Annotated in this window: 16 protein-coding genes, 1 pseudogene and 1 riboswitch; of the genes and pseudogenes, 13 read left to right on the top strand and 4 right to left on the bottom strand. The window is 72.5% G+C overall.

The window, feature by feature from the left end; translation table 11 throughout:
• Positions 1–104 precede the first annotated feature (104 nt).
• Positions 105–1703, bottom strand: a complete 1599-nt coding sequence (locus DI272_RS37565) for an ABC-F family ATP-binding cassette domain-containing protein (RefSeq protein WP_109499641.1) — start codon at positions 1701–1703, stop codon at positions 105–107.
• A gap of 223 nt (positions 1704–1926) precedes the next feature.
• Here DI272_RS37565 and DI272_RS37560 point away from each other — a divergent pair, with 223 nt between their 5' ends.
• The 3 genes and pseudogenes from DI272_RS37560 to DI272_RS37550 all read left to right on the top strand — a co-directional run.
• Complete coding sequence (locus DI272_RS37560) at positions 1927–2820, top strand: neutral zinc metallopeptidase (protein WP_109499640.1); 894 nt, start codon at positions 1927–1929, stop codon at positions 2818–2820.
• 118 nt (positions 2821–2938) lie between these two features.
• On the top strand, positions 2939–3352 hold the full coding sequence (locus tag DI272_RS37555; RefSeq protein WP_109499639.1) for a VOC family protein: 414 nt from the start codon (positions 2939–2941) through the stop codon (positions 3350–3352).
• A gap of 101 nt (positions 3353–3453) precedes the next feature.
• Positions 3454–3654: pseudogene (locus tag DI272_RS37550) on the top strand (leucine zipper domain-containing protein); the annotation flags it as partial.
• 91 nt (positions 3655–3745) lie between these two features.
• On the opposite strand, the gene DI272_RS37545 reads toward DI272_RS37550, so the two are convergent.
• The 3 genes from DI272_RS37545 to DI272_RS37535 all read right to left on the bottom strand — a co-directional run bounded on the left by DI272_RS37545 (position 3746) and on the right by DI272_RS37535 (position 7324).
• Positions 3746–5170 (bottom strand): hypothetical protein, encoded by a 1425-nt coding sequence (locus DI272_RS37545; protein ID WP_375138089.1) that lies wholly within the window; start codon positions 5168–5170, stop codon positions 3746–3748.
• Between the two features lie 158 nt (positions 5171–5328).
• The gene (locus DI272_RS37540) at positions 5329–6456 is read right to left on the bottom strand and encodes a S9 family peptidase (protein ID WP_109499637.1); all 1128 of its coding nucleotides are present in this window, start codon (positions 6454–6456) and stop codon (positions 5329–5331) included.
• Positions 6457–6592: 136 nt separating this feature from the next.
• Positions 6593–7324: a class II aldolase/adducin family protein gene (locus DI272_RS37535; protein WP_109499636.1), complete on the bottom strand. Its 732-nt coding sequence runs from the start codon at positions 7322–7324 to the stop codon at positions 6593–6595.
• A 196-nt stretch (positions 7325–7520) separates the two neighbouring features.
• Here DI272_RS37535 and DI272_RS37530 point away from each other — a divergent pair, with 196 nt between their 5' ends.
• The 10 genes from DI272_RS37530 to cobI all read left to right on the top strand — a co-directional run bounded on the left by DI272_RS37530 (position 7521) and on the right by cobI (position 21160).
• Positions 7521–8270 (top strand): lysozyme, encoded by a 750-nt coding sequence (locus DI272_RS37530; protein ID WP_109499635.1) that lies wholly within the window; start codon positions 7521–7523, stop codon positions 8268–8270.
• Between the two features lie 144 nt (positions 8271–8414).
• Positions 8415–9671 carry an inorganic phosphate transporter gene (locus tag DI272_RS37525; RefSeq protein ID WP_109499634.1) on the top strand — a complete coding sequence of 419 codons (1257 nt, stop codon included), beginning with the start codon at positions 8415–8417 and terminating at the stop codon, positions 9669–9671.
• Positions 9672–9705: 34 nt separating this feature from the next.
• Positions 9706–9927 carry a hypothetical protein gene (locus DI272_RS37520; RefSeq protein WP_109499633.1) on the top strand — a complete coding sequence of 74 codons (222 nt, stop codon included), beginning with the start codon at positions 9706–9708 and terminating at the stop codon, positions 9925–9927.
• A gap of 173 nt (positions 9928–10100) precedes the next feature.
• Positions 10101–10242: riboswitch (cobalamin riboswitch) on the top strand.
• Positions 10243–10342: 100 nt separating this feature from the next.
• Positions 10343–11284, top strand: a complete 942-nt coding sequence (locus tag DI272_RS37515; RefSeq protein WP_109499632.1) for a cobalamin biosynthesis protein — start codon at positions 10343–10345, stop codon at positions 11282–11284.
• Complete coding sequence (locus DI272_RS37510) at positions 11281–12789, top strand: cobyric acid synthase (protein ID WP_109499631.1); 1509 nt, start codon at positions 11281–11283, stop codon at positions 12787–12789. Before DI272_RS37515 ends, DI272_RS37510 begins: the two co-directional genes overlap by 4 nt.
• The gene (cobN, locus tag DI272_RS37505) at positions 12786–16457 is read left to right on the top strand and encodes a cobaltochelatase subunit CobN (RefSeq protein ID WP_109499630.1); all 3672 of its coding nucleotides are present in this window, start codon (positions 12786–12788) and stop codon (positions 16455–16457) included. Before DI272_RS37510 ends, cobN begins: the two co-directional genes overlap by 4 nt.
• Entirely contained in the window at positions 16454–18445 is a 1992-nt protein-coding gene (locus tag DI272_RS37500) for a putative cobaltochelatase (protein WP_109499629.1), read from the top strand. The genes cobN and DI272_RS37500 overlap by 4 nt, the downstream gene beginning before the upstream one ends.
• Positions 18445–19044 carry a cob(I)yrinic acid a,c-diamide adenosyltransferase gene (gene cobO / locus DI272_RS37495; protein ID WP_109499628.1) on the top strand — a complete coding sequence of 200 codons (600 nt, stop codon included), beginning with the start codon at positions 18445–18447 and terminating at the stop codon, positions 19042–19044. The genes DI272_RS37500 and cobO overlap by 1 nt, the downstream gene beginning before the upstream one ends.
• Entirely contained in the window at positions 19044–20429 is a 1386-nt protein-coding gene (locus DI272_RS37490) for a cobyrinate a,c-diamide synthase (protein ID WP_109501250.1), read from the top strand. Before cobO ends, DI272_RS37490 begins: the two co-directional genes overlap by 1 nt.
• Positions 20414–21160, top strand: a complete 747-nt coding sequence (cobI, locus tag DI272_RS37485) for a precorrin-2 C(20)-methyltransferase (RefSeq protein ID WP_109499627.1) — start codon at positions 20414–20416, stop codon at positions 21158–21160. Before DI272_RS37490 ends, cobI begins: the two co-directional genes overlap by 16 nt.
• Positions 21161–21169: the final 9 nt, after the last annotated feature.

Genomic DNA, 21169 nt, shown 5'->3' with positions numbered 1-21169 from the left:
GCCGCGAAATGGATGTAGGACACACCCCGGTACGAGGAGATCTCACACAGATGATGGATCACCGGTAGGCCGAATGATCCATACGCCGTGGATCACGCATTCGATCAAGCCAGGGCGACCAGATCCGCGTAGTCGGCACCCCACAGATCCTCGATCCCGTCCGGCAGCAGAATGATCCGCTCCGGCTGGAGCGCCTCGACCGCGCCCTCGTCGTGGGTGACCAGAACGACGGCGCCCTTGTAGGTGCGCAGCGCGCCGAGGATCTCCTCGCGGCTGGCCGGGTCGAGGTTGTTGGTGGGCTCGTCGAGGAGCAGGACGTTGGCGGAGGAGACGACGAGCGTGGCGAGGGCCAGCCGGGTCTTCTCGCCGCCGGACAGGACGCCGGCGGGCTTGTCGACGTCGTCGCCGGAGAACAGGAAGGAGCCGAGCACCTTGCGGACCTCGACGAGGTCCATGTCCGGGGCGGACGAGCGCATGTTTTCCAGGACCGTGCGCTCCGGGTCCAGGGTCTCGTGCTCCTGGGCGTAGTACCCGATCTTGAGGCCGTGGCCGGGGACGACGGCACCGGTGTCGGGCTGTTCGGCCCCGGCGAGAAGCCGCAGCAGGGTCGTCTTGCCAGCGCCGTTGAGCCCGAGGATGACCACCCTCGACCCCTTGTCGACGGCCAGGTCGACGTCGGTGAAGATCTCCAGCGAGCCGTAGGACTTCGACAGGCCCTCAGCGGTCAGCGGGGTCTTGCCGCAGGGCGCGGGCTCCGGGAAGCGGAGCTTGGCGACCTTGTCGGAGACCCGGACCGCCTCCAGGCCGGCGAGCAGCCGGTCGGCGCGCTTGGCCATGTTCTGCGCGGCGACCGTCTTGGTGGCCTTGGCGCGCATCTTGTCGGCCTGCGCGTTGAGGGCGGCGGCCTTCTTCTCGGCGTTCTGCCGCTCGCGCTTGCGGCGCTTCTCGTCGGCCTCGCGCTGCTGCTGGTAGAGCTTCCAGCCCATGTTGTAGACGTCGATCTGGGCGCGGTTGGCGTCCAGGTAGAAGACCTTGTTGACGACCGTCTCGACCAGGTCGACATCGTGGGAGATCACGATGAAGCCGCCGCGGTAGGTCTTGAGGTAATCGCGCAGCCAGACGATCGAGTCGGCATCGAGGTGGTTCGTCGGCTCGTCGAGGAGCAGCGTGTCCGCGTCCGAGAACAGGATGCGGGCCAGCTCGATACGGCGCCGCTGACCGCCGGAGAGGGTGTGCAGCGGCTGGCCGAGCACCCGGTCGGGCAGGTTCAGCGCGGCGGCGATGGTGGCGGCCTCGGCCTCGGCGGAGTACCCGCCCTTGGTGAGGAACTCCGTCTCCTGGCGCTCGTACTGCTTGAGGGCCTTCTCGCGGGTGGCGCCCTGGCCGTTGGCGATCCGCTGCTCGTTCTCGCGCATCTTGCGGATCAGTACGTCGAGGCCGCGCGCGGAGAGGATGCGGTCGCGGGCGAGGACGTCGAGATCGCCGGTACGGGGGTCCTGCGGCAGGTAGCCGACCTCGCCGGAGCGGGTGATCTGGCCGGCGGCGGGGATGCCCTCGCCGGCGAGGCACTTGGTGAGGGTGGTCTTCCCCGCGCCGTTGCGGCCGACCAGACCGATGCGGTCACCCTTGGTGACCCGGAAGGTGGCGGACTCGATGAGGACTCGGGCGCCGGCGCGCAGCTCGATACCGGTGGCGGAGATCACGGACAGACTCCTGGGCGTGTGTTTGACGGTTGTGGGCGGCTGAGGACGTTCCCGCCGTCTAATGCGCGAGGAGAATGGCCATGGGCCAAGTCTAACGGGGCGGTGCAAGCACTTTTTCTGGGTGCGGGTGTTCGGACTCCTCCGCGGTGTCCGGGTTCGCCGGGGTGCGGGTGCCCGGGTTCCTCCGGGTGCGGGTGCCGGGGCTGTGGATCACGATGACGGCATGCAGTTCGACGACGACGCCAAGCTCGACACCTCCGAGGTCCAGGACGTGCGCGGCAGCCGGGTGCCCGGGGGCAGGGCGACGGTCGGCGGCGGCATCGCCGGGCTGATCGCGCTGCTGCTGGGGCTCTTCCTCGGCGTCGGGCCCGACCAGCTGGGCCTGTCCGACGGCGGCAGCGACCAGCCCGCCGCCACGTCCTCCGCCCTGGCGCAGGTGCAGCGGAGCTGCCGTACCGGGCAGGACGCCAACACCCGGGACGACTGCCGCATGGTCGCCGTCGTCAACAGCGTGCAGGACTACTGGGACCAGGAGTTCACGCGGCGCAGCGGCTCGTACTCCCGCTCCCCCACCGTCTTCTTCAGTCAGCGGGTCGGCACGGCGTGCGGGTCGGCGACCTCGGCGGTCGGGCCGTTCTACTGCCCCGGCGACCGGAAGGTCTATCTGGACCTCGGCTTCTTCGACGAGCTGCGGAGCAAGTTCGGGGCGAGCGGCGGGGCCTTCGCGCAGGCCTACGTCGTCGCGCACGAGTACGGGCACCATGTGCAGGACCTGATGGGCACGCTGAGCCGGTCCCAGGACGGGCGCACGGGTGCGAACAGCAACGCGGTCAGGGTCGAGCTCCAGGCGGACTGCTACGCCGGGGTCTGGGCGCACCACGCGACCACGACGAACGACGAGTCGACCGGGCGTCCGCTGATCACCAGCCTCACGGACGCCGACATCACCGACGGCCTGGACGCGGCGGCGGCCGTGGGCGACGACCGGATCCAGGAGCGGTTCCAGGGGCGGGTGACGCCGGAGTCGTGGACGCACGGGTCGGCGGCGCAGCGCCAGCAGTGGTTCCGGACGGGGTACGACAGCGGCGACATGGCGCGGTGCAACACCTTCCGCTGACCGCCGGTGTGCGGGGTTCTGCCTGGTCAGGGCTGTTGTCAGTCGTCGCTGCAAGACTGGGCCGCACGTCGAGTTCGTCGGCTTCCGGTGTTTTCCGGATCACGAGGGAGTGATCGGCATGACAGGCACGAGCGGTGCGCGGCCCAGCATCTACCCGACGCTGCTGTACAAGGACGCCAAGGCGGCGATCAGGCAGCTGACGGAGGCGTTCGGCTTCACCGAGCTGTCGGTGTTCGAGGGCGAGGACGGCACGGTCATGCATGCCGAGCTGGTCCAGGGCAATGGCGCGATCATGCTCGGCTCCAAGGGGCGCGGCGGTGTCTTCGACGCGGCGATGAAGGACGCGGGGACGACCGGGGTGTACGTCGCCGTGGACGACGTCGACGCCCACCACCGGCACGCGGTCGAGCAGGGCGCGGAGATCCTGATGCCCCCGACGGACCAGGACTACGGCGCGCGGGACTACATGGCCCGGGACGTCGAGGGCAACATCTGGAGCTTCGGGACGTACACGCCGGAGACAGGCGCCTAACTGTATTGATCACGAGCGGCGTTGACGCCGGGCGGGCTTGATCATGGCGAAGGCCTCCGTGTGTGGTGGAGGTGTCGGATCTGCACCGCACGGAGGCCTTCGTGTCCCATCGTGATGCCCGCCTGACCGTTCACGGCAGGCGCCCGCTGGTCGACCGTGTCCGCACCGGGCGCCCTGTCGCCCATGTCGCCGCCGAGACGGGCATCTCCCGCGTCACCGCTCACCAGTGGATGCGTCGCCGGCGGACCGGAGGCGACCAAGGAGTGCACGACCGGTCCAGCCGTCCGCGCACGACACCGCACTCGGCGGCCATCCACCCATCACCCGCATGAACAACGCTTCGGGGCGATACTTCGGGTCGATACACCGAGCACCTGTCCCCGGGCGGCACGTCTAGCTCCGGCCCGTGTGCACCTGGAAGGCCGCCCGGCGGACCGCCTTGGCCAGGGCGGGGTCGGGGTGGGCGGCGGCGAGGGCGACGAGGACCTGCACGGTGCGGGGGTGGCCGACGGCCCGTACCTCGTCGAGGAGCATGGGCACCGTCGGCTGCACCGCGGACTCCAGGTGCCGCACCAGCAGCGGGGCCTCGCCGTGGTCGGCCACGGCGGCCGCGGTGTCGACCCACAGCCAGGTGGCCTCCTCGCGGGTGAGGACCTCGTGGGCGTCCTCCGGGTCGTGGCCGTCGTGCTCGGCGAGCCACAGCAGGGCGTACGGGCGCAGCGTCGGTTCGTCGGCCACGGCACGGACGTCGGGCTCGGCGGGGGCGCCGACGACCCGCAGCGCCTCGAAGGCGAGGCCGCGCAGCAGGGCGTCCTCGCCGCGGGCCGCGTCGATGAGTTCGGTGACGGCGCTGCCGACGGGGCGGGCGGCGAGCCAGGCCCGGTATTCGGCGCGGGCGGCGTTGGGGCGCAGCTGGGCGCAGCCGCGGAGCATCTCCTCGGCGGCGACCTCGATGTTGCCGGCGGGGCTCTGCGCGGCGACGCAGATCTGCTCCAGCTTGACCCACACCGCCCAGCTGCCGAGCGGGGTCAGCGTGGCCTGGCCGTCGCCGTAGGTGAGGGCGCCGACGGAGGCCAGGGCGTGCAGGGCCCAGTCGAGGAGCGGTTCGAGGGGGGCGTCCTCGGGCCGGGCCCGGTCCTGAGCCTGGTCCTCGGCCTGGCCGGCGGGGTCCGGCTGCGGGCCGTAGGGGATCTCGCAGCGCTCGGTGCGCAGTTCGGTGACCCGCTGCTGGAGCAGGTCCAGGAGCTGCTCCATGGGCACGGGGCCGGCGGAGAGTTGGAGGAAGGAGAGCACCTGCGGCATGGCCGAGACGACCTCGGCGACGGCGGCCGGTTCGTGGTCCGCGGGTTCGGGGTGGGCCAGCGACCAGGCGTCGAAGAGGGCGACCCAGCCGCGCAGGACGGCGCTGTCGTCGCGGTCCCAGGCGCGCAGCCGCCAGCCGGGGCGGGCGCTGTCGCCGTGCACCTCGACGAGGCCGGCGAGGCGGGCGGTGTCCCAGTCGGCGCGGACCTGAGCCGCGGTCAGGCCCAGATCGGCGGCGGCCCGTTCGGCGGTCTCGTCGGAGAGGGTGGCCTTGCCGTCGGCTCTGCCGGCGTCCCGGCCGGGGCCCAGCGCGGCGTCGGCCCAGTGGGCCACGCGGGCCGCGCCGGCCAGCCCGGAGCGAGCCATTCTGGCCAGCTCGGCCCGGGCCGGGGTGCCCTCCGGAGGGCGGGGTGCGGGGCGGCGCGAGCGCCGCTGGTTCATCGCTGCGGGGGCGGCGGCCAGGGGTCGCGTGCGGACGAGTCGAAGCCTGGAGTCGCGCGGGATACGGGACGTCACGGGTGCAGTCTTCCGGTTGACGGTCCGAAAACCCAAACGGAATGTAACGGCGGGCTACGGGGATGGCCAACGCACAGGGTGCGGCGAGTGGTCGGGGACCGGGATCAGGCCAGTAGTACGGCCTTAAACGGAACCTTCGGGGCCGCCGGCTGCCGCCGTTACATCAGGGGCGTCAGGAAGCGGCGGAGCGCCTCTTCGTAGTCGGCGGGGTCGGCGTTCCACATGGCTCCGTGGGGGGCGTGCGGAACGGTGTGGAGGGCGACGAGGTTGGGGCGGGTGGCGGCGAGGCGGCGCGAGAGGGTCCAGGGGGCGACGGTGTCGTCCGGGCCGTGCAGGATCAGGGTGGGCACCCTGAGCAGCTCGGGGTCGACGGCCTCGGCGAGACGGTCGCCGTGCAGTCCGGTGCGGCCCTGGGCGGCGCGGACGGCGAGGGGCAGCAGGGCGCCCGGGGTGCGGCGGGCCGAGGCGAGGGCGCGCAGGGTGGTCTCCCAGCTGAGGACCGGGGAGTCCAGGACGAGGCCCTTGATGCGGTTGCGGACGCCCGAGTGGGCGGCGGCACGCAGGGCCATGGTGGCGCCGGTGGACCAGCCGTGCAGGACGACGTTGCGGGCGCCGTGGCGGACGGCGTGGCGGATCGCGGCGTCCAGGTCGCGCCACTCGGTCTCGCCGAGGTGGTTGAGGCCGTCGGGCTGCCGGGGTGCGCCGGGGTCGCCGCGGTAGCCGAGGGCGAGCACCGGGAAGCGTCGGCCGACGAGGAACTCCATGACGTTCATGGAGAGTTCACGGGTGGTGCCGAGGCCGTGGACGGTGATGACCCAGGTGTCGCGGACGCCGGGCACGAACCACGCGGGCAGGGTGCCGAGTTCGCCGGGGATGTCGACGTCGGCGTGGTCGAGGCCGAGGGCGGAGCGCGGGTCGCCGACGTGGACGGTGGGGGTGAGCCACACCTCGTCGCCGGGTCGCAGGGTGCCGCGCGTGACGCGTTCGAGGCGGCGTACGACGGTGTCGGCGGAGTGGGAGGCGGTGCCGAGGACGGGGCCGACGACCGCGTGGATGCCGTCGCCGGTGAGGCCGTAGGTGCCGGGACGCAGGGCGGCGAGGTCCCGGGTCAGGGCGACCTGGCCGGCGGCCGTGGCGTGCACGGTGAGGCGGGGTTCGCTGGGCAGGGGGCGGCCGGGGGGCGCCTTCAGCGCGGCATCGCTGGCGAGCCGCCCGGCGGCGACGCTCGCGGCTCCGGCGGCCAGGGCCACGGTGACGGCGGCGGCCGTCGCTTTGACAGTGCGCACCCGTCCAGTGTCGGGGTGGTGGAGAGTGGGGGCCAGTGGGAGGGCGGATGAGGGTGACGTTCCGCCGCACGGGCGCGGACCGCGAGCGTGGGAGGTGGTGACGGCCGGCGTCCGGGCCTCCGGGACGGCACGTACGTCAGGTGCGCTGCCCGTACCCTCGCAGCTTCTCCCCCACCTCGGCCACCTGTTCCGCCGAGAGCAGGCTCGGGGTCAGGCCCGGCACGGAGGACGCCGTCAGCCACAGGCGGCACATCCACTCCAGCTGGGCGGTGCGGTCGTAGGCCTGGTCGAGGGTGTCGCCGTAGGCGATCGTGCCGTGGTTCCGGAGGAGGCAGGCGGTGCGGTCGGCGAGGGCGTGGAGCATGTTCTCGGCCAACTCCTCGGTGCCGTACGTCGCATACGGGGCAACCCGGACGGCACCGCCGAGCGCGGCGGACATGTAGTGGATCGCCGGAAGCTCCGGCACCAGCGTCGAGACGGCCGTCGCGTGGACGGCGTGGGTGTGGACGACGGCGCGGGCGCCGGTGGAGCGGTAGACGGCGAGGTGCATGGGCAGTTCGCTGGTGGGGACCAGCGTGCCGAGGACCTGTCGGCCGTCGAGGCCGACGCCGGTGACGTCGCCCGGGGTCAGCCGGTCGTACGGCACTCCCGACGGCGTGACCAGCACGGTGTCGCCGACGCGGACGGAGACATTGCCGGAGGTGCCGACGACGAGTCCGTCGGCGACGGTGCGGCGGGCGGCGGCGACGAGGTCGCCCCAGGCGCGGGCCTCCTCATCGCGCACACCGCGCCCCCGCGGTTCGCCCACCGTCCGCGCGTCCTCCCGGGCGTCCCGCCCGTCCCGCTGCTCCTGCCGCTGCTCAGCCATGCCGCGATCCTGCCAGGCGCGGCCTCCGTGCACGGCCGGGCCGGGGCACTTTAGGGCGGAGGCATGCCGTCCGGAAGTGCGCATATGCGGATACATCCCCCTCTTGCGCAGCTTGGCCAGACATCATCGAGCGTTGCAGGATCTTCCAGTAATCTCTGCCTGATTTGTCGTGCACGTCGCCATTCCGGGGGGAAATATGGCTCGTGATCGCAAACCGTCCCGTCACCGCGGCCGCGTCCTGGCGGCCTCCGTGGCCGCGCTCGCCCTCTCGGGAACCGCGCTGGCCGAGTTCCCGGCCGCGGCGGCGGGCAAGCCGAGGGGACACGACGTCTCGTCCCATCAGAAGAACGTCGACTGGCGGAGGGCGAAGCACAAGGGCGCCAGGTTCGTCTACATCAAGGCGACCGAGGGCCGGAACTACCGCAATCCCTATTTCGACCAGCAGTACAGCGGCTCGCGCGACGCGGGCCTGATCCGCGGGGCGTACCACTTCGCACTGCCGGACAAGTCGTCGGGCAAGGCCCAGGCGCGCTACTTCGTGCGCAACGGCGGCGGCTGGAGCGCGGACGGCTGGACCATGCCGCCGGCGCTCGACATCGAATACAACCCGTACGACAGCAAGCACAAGTGCTACGGCCTGAAGAAGGCCAGGATGGTCAGCTGGATCAAGTCCTTCAGCAAGGAGGTCAAGCGGCTCACCGGCCGCCGTCCGGTGATCTACACGACCACCCACTGGTGGAACACCTGCACCGGCGGCAGCGCCGCCTTCGCCGCCGATCACGCGCTGTGGGTGGCCCGCTACAACACGGCGGACGCCGGGTCGCTGCCGCACGGGTGGGGGTTCTGGACCATCTGGCAGTACGACAACGGCGGCAGCCTGCCGGGTGATCAGAATCTCTTCAACGGCTCCATGGCACAGCTGAGGAAGTTCGCCCGGGGCTCGTGACGGTGCGGCGTCTGGGCCGTGCGGGTGCGGCGGAGGGAAAATCCTCAGTTCCGGACACCGTGCGGCCCTGCCCAGTTCACCTTCCGTTCACCCTGGTTACCTACGTTCAACGAGCCAATGACGCTCGAACGATTGCCTGGGTAAATGGAAAACTTCTCGCTGATCCTCGCGATCGTGGTCGTAACCGCGCTCGCGTTCGATTTCACGAACGGTTTTCACGACACCGCCAACGCGATGGCCACGACCATCTCGACCGGTGCACTCAAGCCCAAGGTCGCGGTGGCCATGTCCGCCGTGCTCAACCTTGTAGGCGCCTTTCTCTCCGTGGAGGTCGCCAACACGATCTCCAAGGGTCTCGTCGACGAGACCGGCATCCGTCCCGAGGTCATCTTCGCCGCACTGGTGGGCGCGATCCTCTGGAACCTCCTCACCTGGCTGGTCGGGCTCCCCTCCAGTTCCTCGCACGCCCTCATGGGCGGTCTGATCGGCGCCACCATCGCTTCGGCGGGCGCGGGTGCGGTCCACGGTGACGCCCTGGTCACCAAGGTCCTGATCCCGGCGATCGCGGCCCCGCTGGTCGCGGGCATCGCCGCCATGCTGGCCACCCGCTTCTCCTACAAGCTCGGCAAGCACGCCGACGGCAAGGCCGGCGCGAAGGGCTTCCGGGCCGGCCAGATCGCCTCCGCCGGCCTGGTCTCGCTGGCCCACGGCACGAACGACGCGCAGAAGACGATGGGCATCATCACCCTCGCCCTGGTCGCCGGCGGTGCCGTGGCCCCCGACTCCGACCCGCCGCTGTGGGTCATCCTCTCCGCGGGCCTGGCCATCGCGCTCGGCACGTACATCGGCGGCTGGCGGATCATCCGCACGATGGGCAAGGGTCTGACCGAGCTGGAGCCGCAGCAGGGCTTCGCCGCCCAGACCAGCGCGGCCACCGCCATCCTGGCCTCCTCGCACCTGGGCTTCTCGCTGTCCACCACGCACGTCGTCTCCGGTTCGGTGATGGGTGCGGGTCTGGGCCGCAAGGGCGGAGTGGTCCGCTGGTCGACGGCCACCCGCATGTTCGTGGCGTGGGGCCTGACGCTCCCGGCCGCGGCCCTGGTGGGTGCGCTCGCCGAGTCCGTCACGGACCTCGGTGACTGGGGCACGGCCGTCGTCGCGGCCTTCCTGGTCGCCTCCAGCGCGGCCATCTGGAAGGTCTCCCGCCGTGAGGTGGTGGACCACACCAACGTCAACGACACCGACGAGCCGGCCGGTGTGGTGACCACGGCGATCGCCGCCGTGACCCCGCCGCCCGCGGGCACGGTGACCGAGGACCTCACGGCCACGATCCCCGCCCCGGCCGCCACGGCCACCACGGTCGCCCCGGAGCCGACGGCCCCGCCGGCCGCCGCCGTCTGATCCGCACGCACCCGGAACACAAGGAATCACCAGCATGAAGATCGACTGGGAAGCGCTCGGCTCCGTCTTCGGTGTCAGTCTCGTCGTCACCGTGGCCCTCGTGGCCCTGTTCACCCTCGGCATCGCGGGCCTGTCCCGCCAGGAGAAGGCCACGGCCCAGGGCGGCTCCGCCGCCCTCGCGGTCACCGGCGCCTACGCCTGCTTCGCGGCCTGCGCGGCGGCGGTGGCGTACGGGATCTATCTGATCGTGGCCTGACGCCCTGCGCACAGCGCCGACCGTGCCCCCCGGACGTGATGTCCGGGGGGCACGGTTCTGTGCTGCCGTTCTCTTGCCCGGTCCACGGAGCGTGGACGTGTCATGCCCTCCGGCACCCCGCCCGTGTGGGCCTCAGCACACTCCTCCATCCCAGGTCAACAGCAAGTTGACGGCCCTTCCGGGCCCGTGGTGGACTGCCGGGGCCAAGTACGGCGGCCAGGGAGGAAGTCCGGTGTGAATCCGGCGCGGTCCCGCCACTGTCACCGGGGTAGTAAGCCCCGGGAGCCAGGAACTCCCACCGCCGGTCTCGTCGAACCAGGGCGTGGACACCCTGAGTGAGGACATGTCGCCATGCTCGCCTGCCGTGTGAGGAACCGCTCCAGGTCGCTGCCCGACCCCGCGGCCGGCTGAGCCGATGCGTGCCGATCGCGTCTTCGCGTACGGCGCCGCCGCCGGCCTTCTCGGGGACCATCTGCTCGGCGATCCGCGCCGCGGGCATCCGGTCGCCGCGTTCGGCCGGGCCGCGGGCGCCGTGGAGCGGGTGCTGTGGCGCGACCACCGCGGGTGGGGGGCGCTGCACACGGCCGTGTGCGTCGGCGGTGCCGTCGCCCTCGGTGCCGCCGCACAGCGCGCCGTACGTCCGTCCCGTAGCGCCTCCGTCGCGCTGACCGCGGCCGCCACCTGGGCCGTCGTGGGCGGGACTTCGCTCGCGCGTGAGGCCCGGACCATCGGGCGGGCCCTGGCGGCCGGGGACGTCGAGGCCGCCCGTGCCCGCCTCCCCCATCTGTGCGGCCGGGACCCGCAGTCCCTGGACGCCGACGGGATCGCCCGGGCCGTCGTCGAGTCCGTCGCCGAGAACACCTCCGACGCCGTCGTGGGGGCGCTCGTGTGGGGGGCCGTGGGCGGGGTGCCGGGGCTGCTCGGGTTCCGGGCCGTCAACACCCTGGACGCCATGGTCGGGCACAAGTCCGAGCGGTACCGGCGGTACGGGTGGGCCTCGGCCCGTCTCGACGACGTGGCCGGCTGGCCCGGCGCCCGCCTCACCGCCGTCCTCGCGGCCGCCTGCGGTGACGATCCGCGTGGTGCCGTACGGGCCTGGCGGGCCGATGCCGGGAAGCATCCGAGCCCCAACGCCGGGCCGGTGGAGGCCTCGTTCGCGGGGGCGCTCGGGGTGCGGCTCGGGGGGACCTTGTCGTACGGCGGGCGGGTCGAGCACCGGCCCGTGCTGAACGGGGAGGGACGGCCGGTGGCGGTTCCGGACATCGAGCGGGCGGTACGGCTGTCCCGCCGCACAGGTCTGCTCGCGCTCGGCGCCGGTGTCGCCGCGCGGGCCTTGCTGAAGGGACGCAGGACATGAGCGGGGGGCTGCTCGTCGCCGGTACCACCTCCGACGCCGGCAAGAGTGTCGTCACCGCCGGGATCTGCCGGTGGCTGGTGCGGCAGGGGGTCAAGGTCGCGCCCTTCAAGGCGCAGAACATGTCCCTCAATTCGTTCGTGACGCGCGAGGGCGCGGAGATCGGGCGGGCGCAGGCCATGCAGGCCCAGGCCTGCCGCATCGAGCCGACCGCGCTCATGAACCCCGTGCTGCTCAAGCCCGGGGGTGAGCAGAGCAGCCAGGTGGTGCTGATGGGGCGGCCCGTCGGCGAGATGAGCGCGCGCGGGTACCACGGGGGGCGGCAGCAGAAGCTCCTGGGGACCGTGCTCGACTGTCTCGCCGAACTGCGGGGCACGTATGACGCGGTGATCTGTGAGGGGGCCGGCAGTCCGGCCGAGATCAATCTGCGGCGGACCGACATCGTCAACATGGGGATCGCCCGCAATGCCGGGCTTCCGGTGCTGGTGGTCGGGGACATCGACCGCGGTGGCGTCTTCGCCTCCTTCTTCGGCACCGTCGCGCTGCTCTCGCCCGAGGACCAGGCTCTTGTCGCCGGGTTCCTCGTCAACAAGTTCCGGGGGGACGTCTCCCTCCTCGAACCCGGCCTGGACATGCTCCACGGGCTCACCGGGCGGCGGACGTACGGCGTGCTGCCCTTCCGGCACGGGCTCGGGATCGACGAGGAGGACGGGCTGCGGGTCTCCCTGCGGGGGACGGTCCGGGAGTCCAACGTCGCCCCGCCCGTCGGGGAGGACGTCCTCCGGGTCGCCGTCTGCGCGATCCCGCTGATGTCCAACTTCACGGACGTGGACGCCCTCGCCGCCGAACCGGGTGTCGTCGTGCGGTTCGTGGACCGGCCGGAGGAACTGGCCGACGCCGACCTGGTGGTGATACCGGGGACGCGCGGGACGGTGCGCGCACTGGAGTGGCTGCACGAGCGCGGGCTGGCGGACGCCCTGCGGCGCAGGGCCGCCGAACAGCGGCCGATCCTCGGCATCTGCGGCGGGTTCCAGGTCCTCGGGGAGCACATCGAGGACGACGTCGAGTCGCGCGCCGGCGCGGTCGACGGCCTCGGTGTGCTGCCCGTCCGCGTGCGGTTCGCGCGGGAGAAGACCCTCACCCGGCCCGTGGGCGAGGCCCTCGGCGAGCAGGTCGCCGGGTACGAGATCCATCACGGGGTCGCGCGGATCAGCGGCGGCGTCCCCTTCCTCGACGGGTGCCGCGTCGGCCAGACCTGGGGCACCCACTGGCACGGCTCGCTGGAGTCGGACGGCTTCCGGCGGGCCTTCCTGCGCGAGGTGGCGGCCGCCGCGGGCCGCCGGTTCGTGCCCGCCCCCGACACCTCGTTCGCCGCGCTGCGCGAGGAGCAGCTCGACCGGCTCGGCGACCTGATCGAACAGCACGCGGACACCGACGCGCTCTGGCGGCTCATCGAGTCGGGCGCGCCGCAAGGACTGCCTTTCATTCCACCGGGAGCGCCCGCATGAGCACTGTGTTGTTGTTGTCGACCGCCGACACGGACCTGTTGGCGGCCCGGGCCGCCTCCGGCGCCGACTACCGGATCGGCAATCCGACCCGTGTGGACGTCTCCGGGGAGCTGCCCGGCCTCCTCGACGGCGCGGACATCGCCGTCGTGCGGCTGCTCGGTGGCAAGCGGGCCTGGGAGGACGGGCTGGCCGCCCTGAAGGCCTCGGGCATCCCGACCGTGCTGCTGGGCGGCGAGGCCGTGCCGGACGCCGAGTTGATGGCCGAGTCGTCGGTGCCCGCCGGTGTGGTGGCCGAGGCGCTGAAGTACCTCGTCGAGGGCGGCCCCGGGAACCTGACCGAGTTGGCCCGGTTCCTCTCCGACACCGTGCTGCTGACCGGTGAGGGATTCCTGGAGCCGCAGAAGATGCCGGAGTACGGCGTCCACGGCGACCGTGCCTTCGTCGAGGGCCGTCCGACCGTCGGCGTGCTCTTCTACCGGGCCCACGAGCTCAGCGGCAACACCGCCTTCGTCGACACGCTGTGCGACGCGATCGAGGCGCGCGGCGCCAACGCCCTCCCCGTGTACTGCGGTTCGCTGCGCGGCGCCGACGCCGGGCTGTACGAGCTGCTCGGGCGGACGGACGCCCTCGTCGCCACCGTCCTCGCCGCGGGCGGCACACACGCCTCGCAGGCGTCCGCGGGCGGCGACGAGGAGGCCTGGGACATCGGGGCGCTCGCCGAGCTCGACGTGCCGGTGCTGCAAGGGCTCTGCCTGACGACGTCCAGGGCGGCCTGGGACGCGTCCGACGCCGCCCTCTCCCCCATGGACGCGGCGATGCAGGTCGCGATCCCCGAGTTCGACGGGCGGCTGATCACCGTCCCGTTCTCCTTCAAGGAGCAGGGGCCGGACGACGTCCCCGTCTACGTCGCCGACCCCGAGCGGGCCGGGCGCGTCGCCGGGATCGCCGTGCGGCACGCGCGGCTCAGGCACAAGCCGAACGCCGAGAAGAAGCTCGCCCTCGTCTTCACCGCCTACCCGACCAAGCACTCGCGGGTCGGCAACGCGGTCGGCCTGGACACGCCCGCTTCCGCGGTGCAGGTGCTGGACGCCCTCAAGCGGGCGGGCTACTCCCTCACCGAATACCCTTCCGAAGGCGACGAGTTGATCCACCGGCTCATCAACGCCGGCGGCCACGACGTCGAATGGCTCACCGAGGAGCAGCTGGCCGCCGCGCCCGCGCGGGTGCCGCTGGCCGACTACCGGGCGTGGTTCGGCAAGCTGGACCCGGAGCTGCGGGACGGCATGCTGGAGGCGTGGGGCGAGCCGCCCGGCAGTCTCTACGTCGACGGGGACGACATCGTGCTCGCCTCCCTCCAGTTCGGGAACGTCGTCGTGATGATCCAGCCGCCGCGCGGCTTCGGCGAGAACCCGATCGCGATCTACCACGACCCCGACATGCCGCCGTCGCACCACTACATGGCCGCGTACCGCTGGCTGGAGGCTGCAACATCGGAGGGGGGCTTCGGCGCCGACGCGATCGTCCACATGGGCAAGCACGGCACGATGGAGTGGCTGCCGGGCAAGGGGCTGGGGCTGAGCGGGGGTTGTGCGCCGGACGCGGTGCTGGGCGACCTGCCTCTGATCTACCCCTTCATCGTCAACGACCCCGGCGAGGGCACCCAGGCCAAGCGGCGCGGCCACGCCACCGTCGTCGACCACCTGGTGCCGCCGATGGCGCGCGCCGACACCTACGGCGACCTCGCCAAGCTGGAGCAGCTCCTCGACGAGTACGCGCTCGTCTCCGACCTGGACCCGACGAAGGCGCCGGCCGTGCGCGCGCAGATCTGGACGCTGGTCAAGGCGGCCGAGCTGCACCACGACCTGCATGTCGAGGACCAGCCGGACGACGACGACTTCGACGAGTTCGTCATGCACATCGACGGCTACCTGTGCGAGATCAAGGACGTGCAGATCAGGGACGGTCTGCACATCCTCGGCGGCGGCCCGGTCGGGGAGGCACGGGTCAATCTCGTGCTGGCCGTGCTGCGGGCCTCGCAGGTGTGGGGCGGGCAGGCCAACGCGTTGCCGGGGCTGCGGGCTTCGTTCGCGGCTCATTTCGGGCTGGTGGAGAAGGAGTTGCTGGCCGAGCCGGGTGCGCCGGTGAAGGTGCCGGTGGAGCTGACCGATCTGGTCGAGGGGCCGGCGCGTACGGCCGCCGACGCGATCGATCTGCTGGAGCAGCTGTGCCGGCGGGTCGCGGAGGGCATGGAGGCCCGGGACTGGGACGTGTCCGTCGCCCCGGCCGTGCTGCGCGGTGTGCTGGGGGCCGAACTCGCCGACGGCGTGGCCGTGTTGGAGTTCGCCTGCAATGAGGTCGTGCCCCGGCTGGCCCGCACCACCGACGAGATCGACCACATCCTCAAGGCGCTCGACGGCGGGTACGTCCCGGCGGGCCCGTCCGGTTCGCCGACGCGCGGTCTGGTCAATGTGCTGCCGACCGGGCGGAACTTCTACTCGGTCGACCCCAAGGCCATTCCGTCCCGGCTGAGCTGGGAGGTCGGGCAGGCGCTCGCCGACTCGCTCGTCCAGCGGTACCTGGCCGACACCGGCGAGTACCCGAAGTCCGTCGGCCTGACGGTGTGGGGCACGTCGGCGATGCGCACCCAGGGTGACGACATCGCCGAGATCCTGGCGCTGCTGGGGTGCCGGCCGGTGTGGGACGAGGCGTCGCGGCGGGTGACGGGCTTCGAGGTCATCGGCCTGGCGGAGCTGGGCCGCCCGCGCATCGACGTCACCGTCCGCATCTCCGGGTTCTTCCGGGACGCGTTCCCGCACGTGGTGGGGCTGATCGACGACGCGGTGCGCAAGGTGGCCGAGCTGGACGAGCCCGCGGACCGCAACTTCGTGCGGGCGCACGCCGACGAGGACACCGCCGAGCACGGCGACCGGCGGCGCGCGACGGCCCGCGTCTTCGGCTCCAAGCCGGGCGCGTACGGTGCCGGTCTGCTGCCGCTGATCGACGCCCGCAACTGGCGCTCCGACGCGGACCTCGCCGAGGTGTACGCGGTGTGGGGCGGTTACGCCTACGGGCGCGGGCTCGACGGGCGGGCGGCGCGCGGGGACATGGAGACGGCGTTCAAGCGGATCAACGTGGCCGCGAAGAACGTGGACACCCGCGAGCACGACCTCGTCGACGCGGACGACTACTTCCAGTACCACGGCGGCATGGTCGCCATGGTCCGGCATCTCACGGGCGCCAACCCCGAGGCGTACGTGGGCGATTCGGCGACCCCGGACCAGGTGAGGACGCGCACGCTGGGCGAGGAGACGCACCGCGTGTTCCGCGCCCGCGTGGTCAACCCGCGCTGGATGGCGGCCATGCGCCGGCACGGCTACAAGGGCGCCTTCGAGATGGCGGCGACCGTCGACTACCTCTTCGGCTACGACGCCACGGCGGGCGTGGTCGACGACTGGATGTACGAGAAGCTCAGCGCGGAGTACGTCTTCGACCCGGAGAACCGGGACTTCATGAAGAAGTCCAACCCATGGGCGCTGCGCGGCATCACCGAGCGGCTTTTGGAGGCCGCCGACCGCGGGCTGTGGGCGGAGCCGGACGCGGACACGCTGGAGCGGCTGCGCGCCACGTATCTGGAGCTGGAGGGCGACTTGGAGGGCGACGACCAGTGACCACCCCCTTCCCCTTTACGGCCGTCGTCGGTCAGGACGACCTGCGGCTGGCACTCCTGCTGAACGCCGTGTCGCCGGCCGTCGGCGGAGTGCTGGTGCGCGGCGAGAAGGGCACCGCCAAGTCCACGGCGGTGCGGGCCCTTTCGGCGCTGCTGCCGGAGGTCGACGTCGTTGCCGGCTGCCGCTTCTCCTGCGACCCGGCCCGGCCCGACCCCGGCTGCCCGGACGGCCCGCACGAGCCCGGCCCCGGCGCGTCCCGCCCCTCCCGCATGGTCGAACTCCCCGTCGGCGCCTCCGAGGACCGCCTCGTCGGCGCCCTCGACATCGAGCGGGCGCTCGCGGAGGGCGTGAAGGCCTTCGAGCCGGGCCTGCTGGCCGACGCGCACCGCGGGATTCTCTACGTCGACGAGGTCAACCTGCTCCATGACCACCTCGTCGATCTGCTCCTCGACGCCGCCGCGATGGGCGCCTCGTACGTGGAGCGCGAGGGCGTCTCCGTGCGGCACGCCTCGAAGTTCCTGCTCGTGGGGACCATGAACCCCGAAGAGGGTGAGCTGCGGCCGCAGTTGCTCGACCGGTTCGGGCTGACCGTGGAGGTCGCGGCCTCGCGCGAACCCGACCAGCGGGTGGAGGTCGTGCGGCGGCGGCTCGCCTACGACGACGACCCGGGCGGTTTCGCGGCGCGTTGGGCCGACGAGGAGGCGGCCGTACGGCAACGGATCGTCGCCGCGCGGCAGTTGCTGCCGTCGGTGCGGCTGGGCGACGGGGCGCTGCGGCAGATCGCGGCGACCTGTGCCGCGTTCGAGGTGGACGGCATGCGCGCCGACATCGTGATGGCGCGGACGGCCACGGCGCTGGCCGCGTGGGCCGGGCGGACCGAGGTGCTGGCCGAGGACGTGCGGCAGGCGGCGCTGCTGGCGCTGCCGCATCGCAGGCGCCGCAATCCCTTCGACGCGCCGGGACTTGACGAGGACAAGCTCGACCAGACGCTGGAGGAGTTCAGCGGCGAGGGCGAGGACGATCCCGATCCGGACGGGCCCGGCGGGGGCGGCGGGCAGCCGGCGCCGGACGACGGGTCGCAGGGCGACTCCGGGGCCGCGGCGCAGCCCGAGGCCGGAGAGGGCGGGGAACCGCAGGCCGGCGGGGCCGGTTCCGGTGAGCAGTCGGCCGTACGGGCTGCGGAGCCGTTCCGCACCAAGGTGCTCAGTGTGCCGGGGCTCGGTGACGGTGCCGCCGGGCGGCGGTCGCGGGCGCGGACCGAGCACGGGCGGACCACGGGTGCGCGACGCCCCAAGGGCGCGCTGACCAAGCTGCACCTGGCGGCCACCGTGCAGGCGGCGGCACCGCATCAGCGGGCGCGCGGCCGGTCCGGGCCGGGGCTGGTGCTGCGCCGGGACGATCTGCGGCAGGCGACGCGGGAGGGGCGCGAGGGGAACCTGGTGCTTTTCGTCGTGGACGCCTCCGGGTCGATGGCCGCGCGGCAGCGGATGAGCGCGGTGAAGGGCGCGGTGCTGTCGCTGCTGCTCGACGCGTATCAGCGGCGGGACAAGGTGGGCCTGGTGACGTTCCGGGGGACGGCGGGTGAGGTGGCGTTGCCGCCGACGTCGTCCGTGGATGCCGCCGCGGCGCGGCTGGAGTCGCTGCCGACCGGTGGGCGGACGCCGCTCGCCGCCGGGCTGCTGAAGGCGCATGAGGTGCTGCGGGTCGAGCGGTTGCGGGACCCGGCGCGACGGGCGCTGGTCGTGGTGGTGACCGACGGGCGGGCCACGGGCGGGCCCGAGCCGGTCGCGCTGTCCCAGCGGGCGGCTCGGCTGTTCGCCGCCGACGGGGTCGCCTCCGTCGTCGTCGACTGTGAGTCCGGGCCCGTGCGGCTGGGGCTCGCCGGGCAGCTCGCGGGTGAGTTGGGGGGTACGGCGGTGACGCTCGACGAGTTGCGGGCGGACTCCATCGCCGGCCTGGTCAAGGACGTGCAGAGGAGGGCCGCGTAATGCCTCAGGGACAGCCGAGTGTGGTGCCGGACGATGGGCTGACCACTCGTCAGCGGCGTAATCGGCCTTTGGTCGTCGTGCACACCGGGATCGGGAAGGGCAAGTCCACCGCCGCCTTCGGGCTCGCGCTGCGGGCCTGGAACCAGGGGTGGCCCATCGGGGTGTTCCAGTTCGTCAAGTCGGCCAAGTGGAAGGTCGGCGAGGAGAACGCGCTGCGGGTGCTGGGGGCGTCCGGTGAGGGCGGGTCCGTCGACTGGCACAAGATGGGCGAGGGGTGGTCCTGGGTCCAGCGGGACGCCCAGATGGACAACGAGGAGAAGGCGCGGGAGGGCTGGGAGCAGGTCAAGCGGGACCTCGCCGCCGAGACGTACCGGCTGTACGTGCTCGACGAGTTCGCCTACCCCATGCACTGGGGGTGGGTGGACACGGACGAGGTGATCGACGTGCTCCGCAATCGGCCGGGCACCCAGCATGTCGTGATCACCGGGCGGAACGCTCCCGAGAAGCTGGTCGACTTCGCCGATCTCGTGACCGACATGTCCAAGGTCAAGCACCCGATGGACGCCGGGCAGAAGGGGCAGCGGGGTATCGAGTGGTGATGTCCTCCTCCGTTTCCGTCCCTCGGCTGGTCATCGCCGCGCCCTCCTCGGGCAGCGGGAAGACCACCGTCGCCACGGGGTTGATGGCCGCGTTCGCCGCGCGGGGGCTTGCCGTGTCGCCGCACAAGGTCGGGCCGGACTACATCGACCCCGGGTACCACTCGCTCGCCACCGGGCGGCTGGGACGGAATCTCGACGCGTATCTGTGCGGGCCGGAGTTGATCGGGCCGTTGTTCGCGCACGGTTCGCGCGGGTGTGACATCGCCGTGGTCGAGGGCGTGATGGGGATGTACGACGGGGCCGCGGGGGAAGGTGAACTGGCGTCCACCGCTCATGTCGCGAAGCTGTTGCGGGCGCCGGTGGTGCTGGTCGTCGACGCCTCGTCGCAGTCCCGGTCGGTGGCGGCGCTGGTGCACGGGTTCGCCTCCTGGGATCCGGAGGTGCGGGTCGGGGGCGTGATCCTCAACAAGGTCGCGTCCGATCGGCACGAGGAGCTTCTTCGGGAGGCTCTGGACGCTGCCGGGGTGCCGGTCCTGGGGGTGCTGCGGCGGGTGGCTCAGGTGGACACGCCTTCTCGGCATCTGGGGTTGGTGCCGGTTGCTGAGCGGCGGGGGGCGGCTGTCGAGGCCGTGGCCGCGATGGGGGCGCAGGTCGCCGAAGGGTGTGACCTGGCCGCGCTGGAAGCGCTGGCCCGTACCGCGGGCGCCGTACCAGGGGGCTCCGCCGCCTGGACCCCCGAGCCGGTGCCCACCGACCACCCGACCCGGTCGGTCGAGGGGCGAGGCCCCGTAGTCGCCGTTGCCGGTGGCTCCGCCTTCACCTTCTCCTACGCCGAGCACACCGAGCTGCTCTCCGCCGCCGGAGCCGAAGTCGTCACCTTCGATCCCCTCCGCGACGAGCAACTCCCCCCGGACACCAGCGGTTTGGTCATCGGCGGCGGCTTCCCCGAGGTGTACGCCGGTGAACTGGCCGCCAACGAGCCTCTGCGCAAGGCCGTCAGCGAGCTCGCCCTCAGTGGCGCTCCCGTCGCCGCCGAATGCGCCGGGCTGCTCTACCTCTGCCGTGAGCTCGACGGGCTCCCCATGTGCGGGGTGCTCGACGCCTCCGCGCGGATGAGCGAGCGGCTCACGCTCGGGTACCGGGACGCGGTGGCCGTCGGGGACAGTTCGCTCGCCGTCGCCGGGACGCGGATGCGGGGGCACGAGTTCCACCGCACCGTCGTGGAGCCCGGCGCGGGGGCGGCTCCCGCATGGGGGGTGCGCGCCCCTGCGCGGCGCGTCGAAGGTTTCGTACAACAGGGTGTGCACGCGAGTTACCTGCACACGCACTGGGCGTCCCAGCCCGGTGTGGCCCGTCGGTTCGTGGAGAGGTGCCGGACGTCATGAGCAGCAACAGGTTGATCGGAGTCGGGGTGGGCCCGGGCGATCCCGAGCTGGTGACCGTCAAGGGCGTCAACGCGCTGCGTGCCGCCGACGTGGTCGTCGTACCCGTGATGGACACCCTGGAGCGGGGGCGGGCCGAGGCCACCGTGCTGCACTACGTCGGGCAGGAGAAGGTCGTCCGGGTCGTCTTCGCGCTCAACGAGCGCAGCGACCGGGGGCGCCGCGAGGCCGCCTGGGACGCCGCCGGGACGCGGGTCGCCGAACTGCTCCGCGCGCACGGCACCGTCGCCTTCGCGACCATCGGCGACCCCAATGTGTACTCCACCTTCACCTACCTCGCGCAGACCGTCGCCGAGCTGGTGCCGGGGACCGTCGTCGAGACCGTGCCGGGCATCACCGCCATGCAGGACCTCGCCGCCCGGTCCGGGGCGGTGCTCACCGAGGGGACCGAGCCGCTGACGCTGGTGCCCGTGACCGCGGGGGCCGCGGTGCTCAAGGACGCCCTCGCCGGGCCGGGGACGGTCGTCGCGTACAAGTTCGGGCGGCAGGCCCAGGAGGTCGCCGAGGCCCTGCGGGAGACCGGGCGGCTCGACGACGCCGTGTGGGGGTCGGCGCTGGGGCTGCCCGAGGAGTCGGTGCGGGCCGCCGCCGAGCTCGACGGCGGCCCGCTGCCCTACCTCTCCACGCTCATCGCGCCCGCCCGGCGTGACGGCGGGCGGGGCGGCAAGCTGTGAGAGCGTCCC

This window comes from Streptomyces sp. Act143, from assembly GCF_003143935.1.
In the GTDB taxonomy this organism is placed as follows: domain Bacteria; phylum Actinomycetota; class Actinomycetes; order Streptomycetales; family Streptomycetaceae; genus Streptomyces.
Note: the sequence above shows the minus strand (reverse complement) of the source record. Positions and strands in the feature narration are given on the sequence as shown.

Excerpts from the sequence above, each read along its gene's own strand:
- DI272_RS37560 (WP_109499640.1), top strand. The coding sequence starts at position 1,927 with ATGCAGTTCGACGACGACGCCAAGCTCGACACCTCCGAGGTCCAGGAC.
- DI272_RS37555 (WP_109499639.1), top strand. The coding sequence starts at position 2,939 with ATGACAGGCACGAGCGGTGCGCGGCCCAGCATCTACCCGACGCTGCTG.
- DI272_RS37535 (WP_109499636.1), bottom strand. The coding sequence starts at position 7,324 with ATGGCTGAGCAGCGGCAGGAGCAGCGGGACGGGCGGGACGCCCGGGAG.
- DI272_RS37530 (WP_109499635.1), top strand. The coding sequence starts at position 7,521 with ATGGCTCGTGATCGCAAACCGTCCCGTCACCGCGGCCGCGTCCTGGCG.
- DI272_RS37525 (WP_109499634.1), top strand. The coding sequence starts at position 8,415 with ATGGAAAACTTCTCGCTGATCCTCGCGATCGTGGTCGTAACCGCGCTC.
- DI272_RS37520 (WP_109499633.1), top strand. The coding sequence starts at position 9,706 with ATGAAGATCGACTGGGAAGCGCTCGGCTCCGTCTTCGGTGTCAGTCTC.
- DI272_RS37515 (WP_109499632.1), top strand. The coding sequence starts at position 10,343 with ATGCGTGCCGATCGCGTCTTCGCGTACGGCGCCGCCGCCGGCCTTCTC.
- DI272_RS37510 (WP_109499631.1), top strand. The coding sequence starts at position 11,281 with ATGAGCGGGGGGCTGCTCGTCGCCGGTACCACCTCCGACGCCGGCAAG.
- cobN (WP_109499630.1), top strand. The coding sequence starts at position 12,786 with ATGAGCACTGTGTTGTTGTTGTCGACCGCCGACACGGACCTGTTGGCG.
- cobO (WP_109499628.1), top strand. The coding sequence starts at position 18,445 with ATGCCTCAGGGACAGCCGAGTGTGGTGCCGGACGATGGGCTGACCACT.
- DI272_RS37490 (WP_109501250.1), top strand. The coding sequence starts at position 19,044 with ATGTCCTCCTCCGTTTCCGTCCCTCGGCTGGTCATCGCCGCGCCCTCC.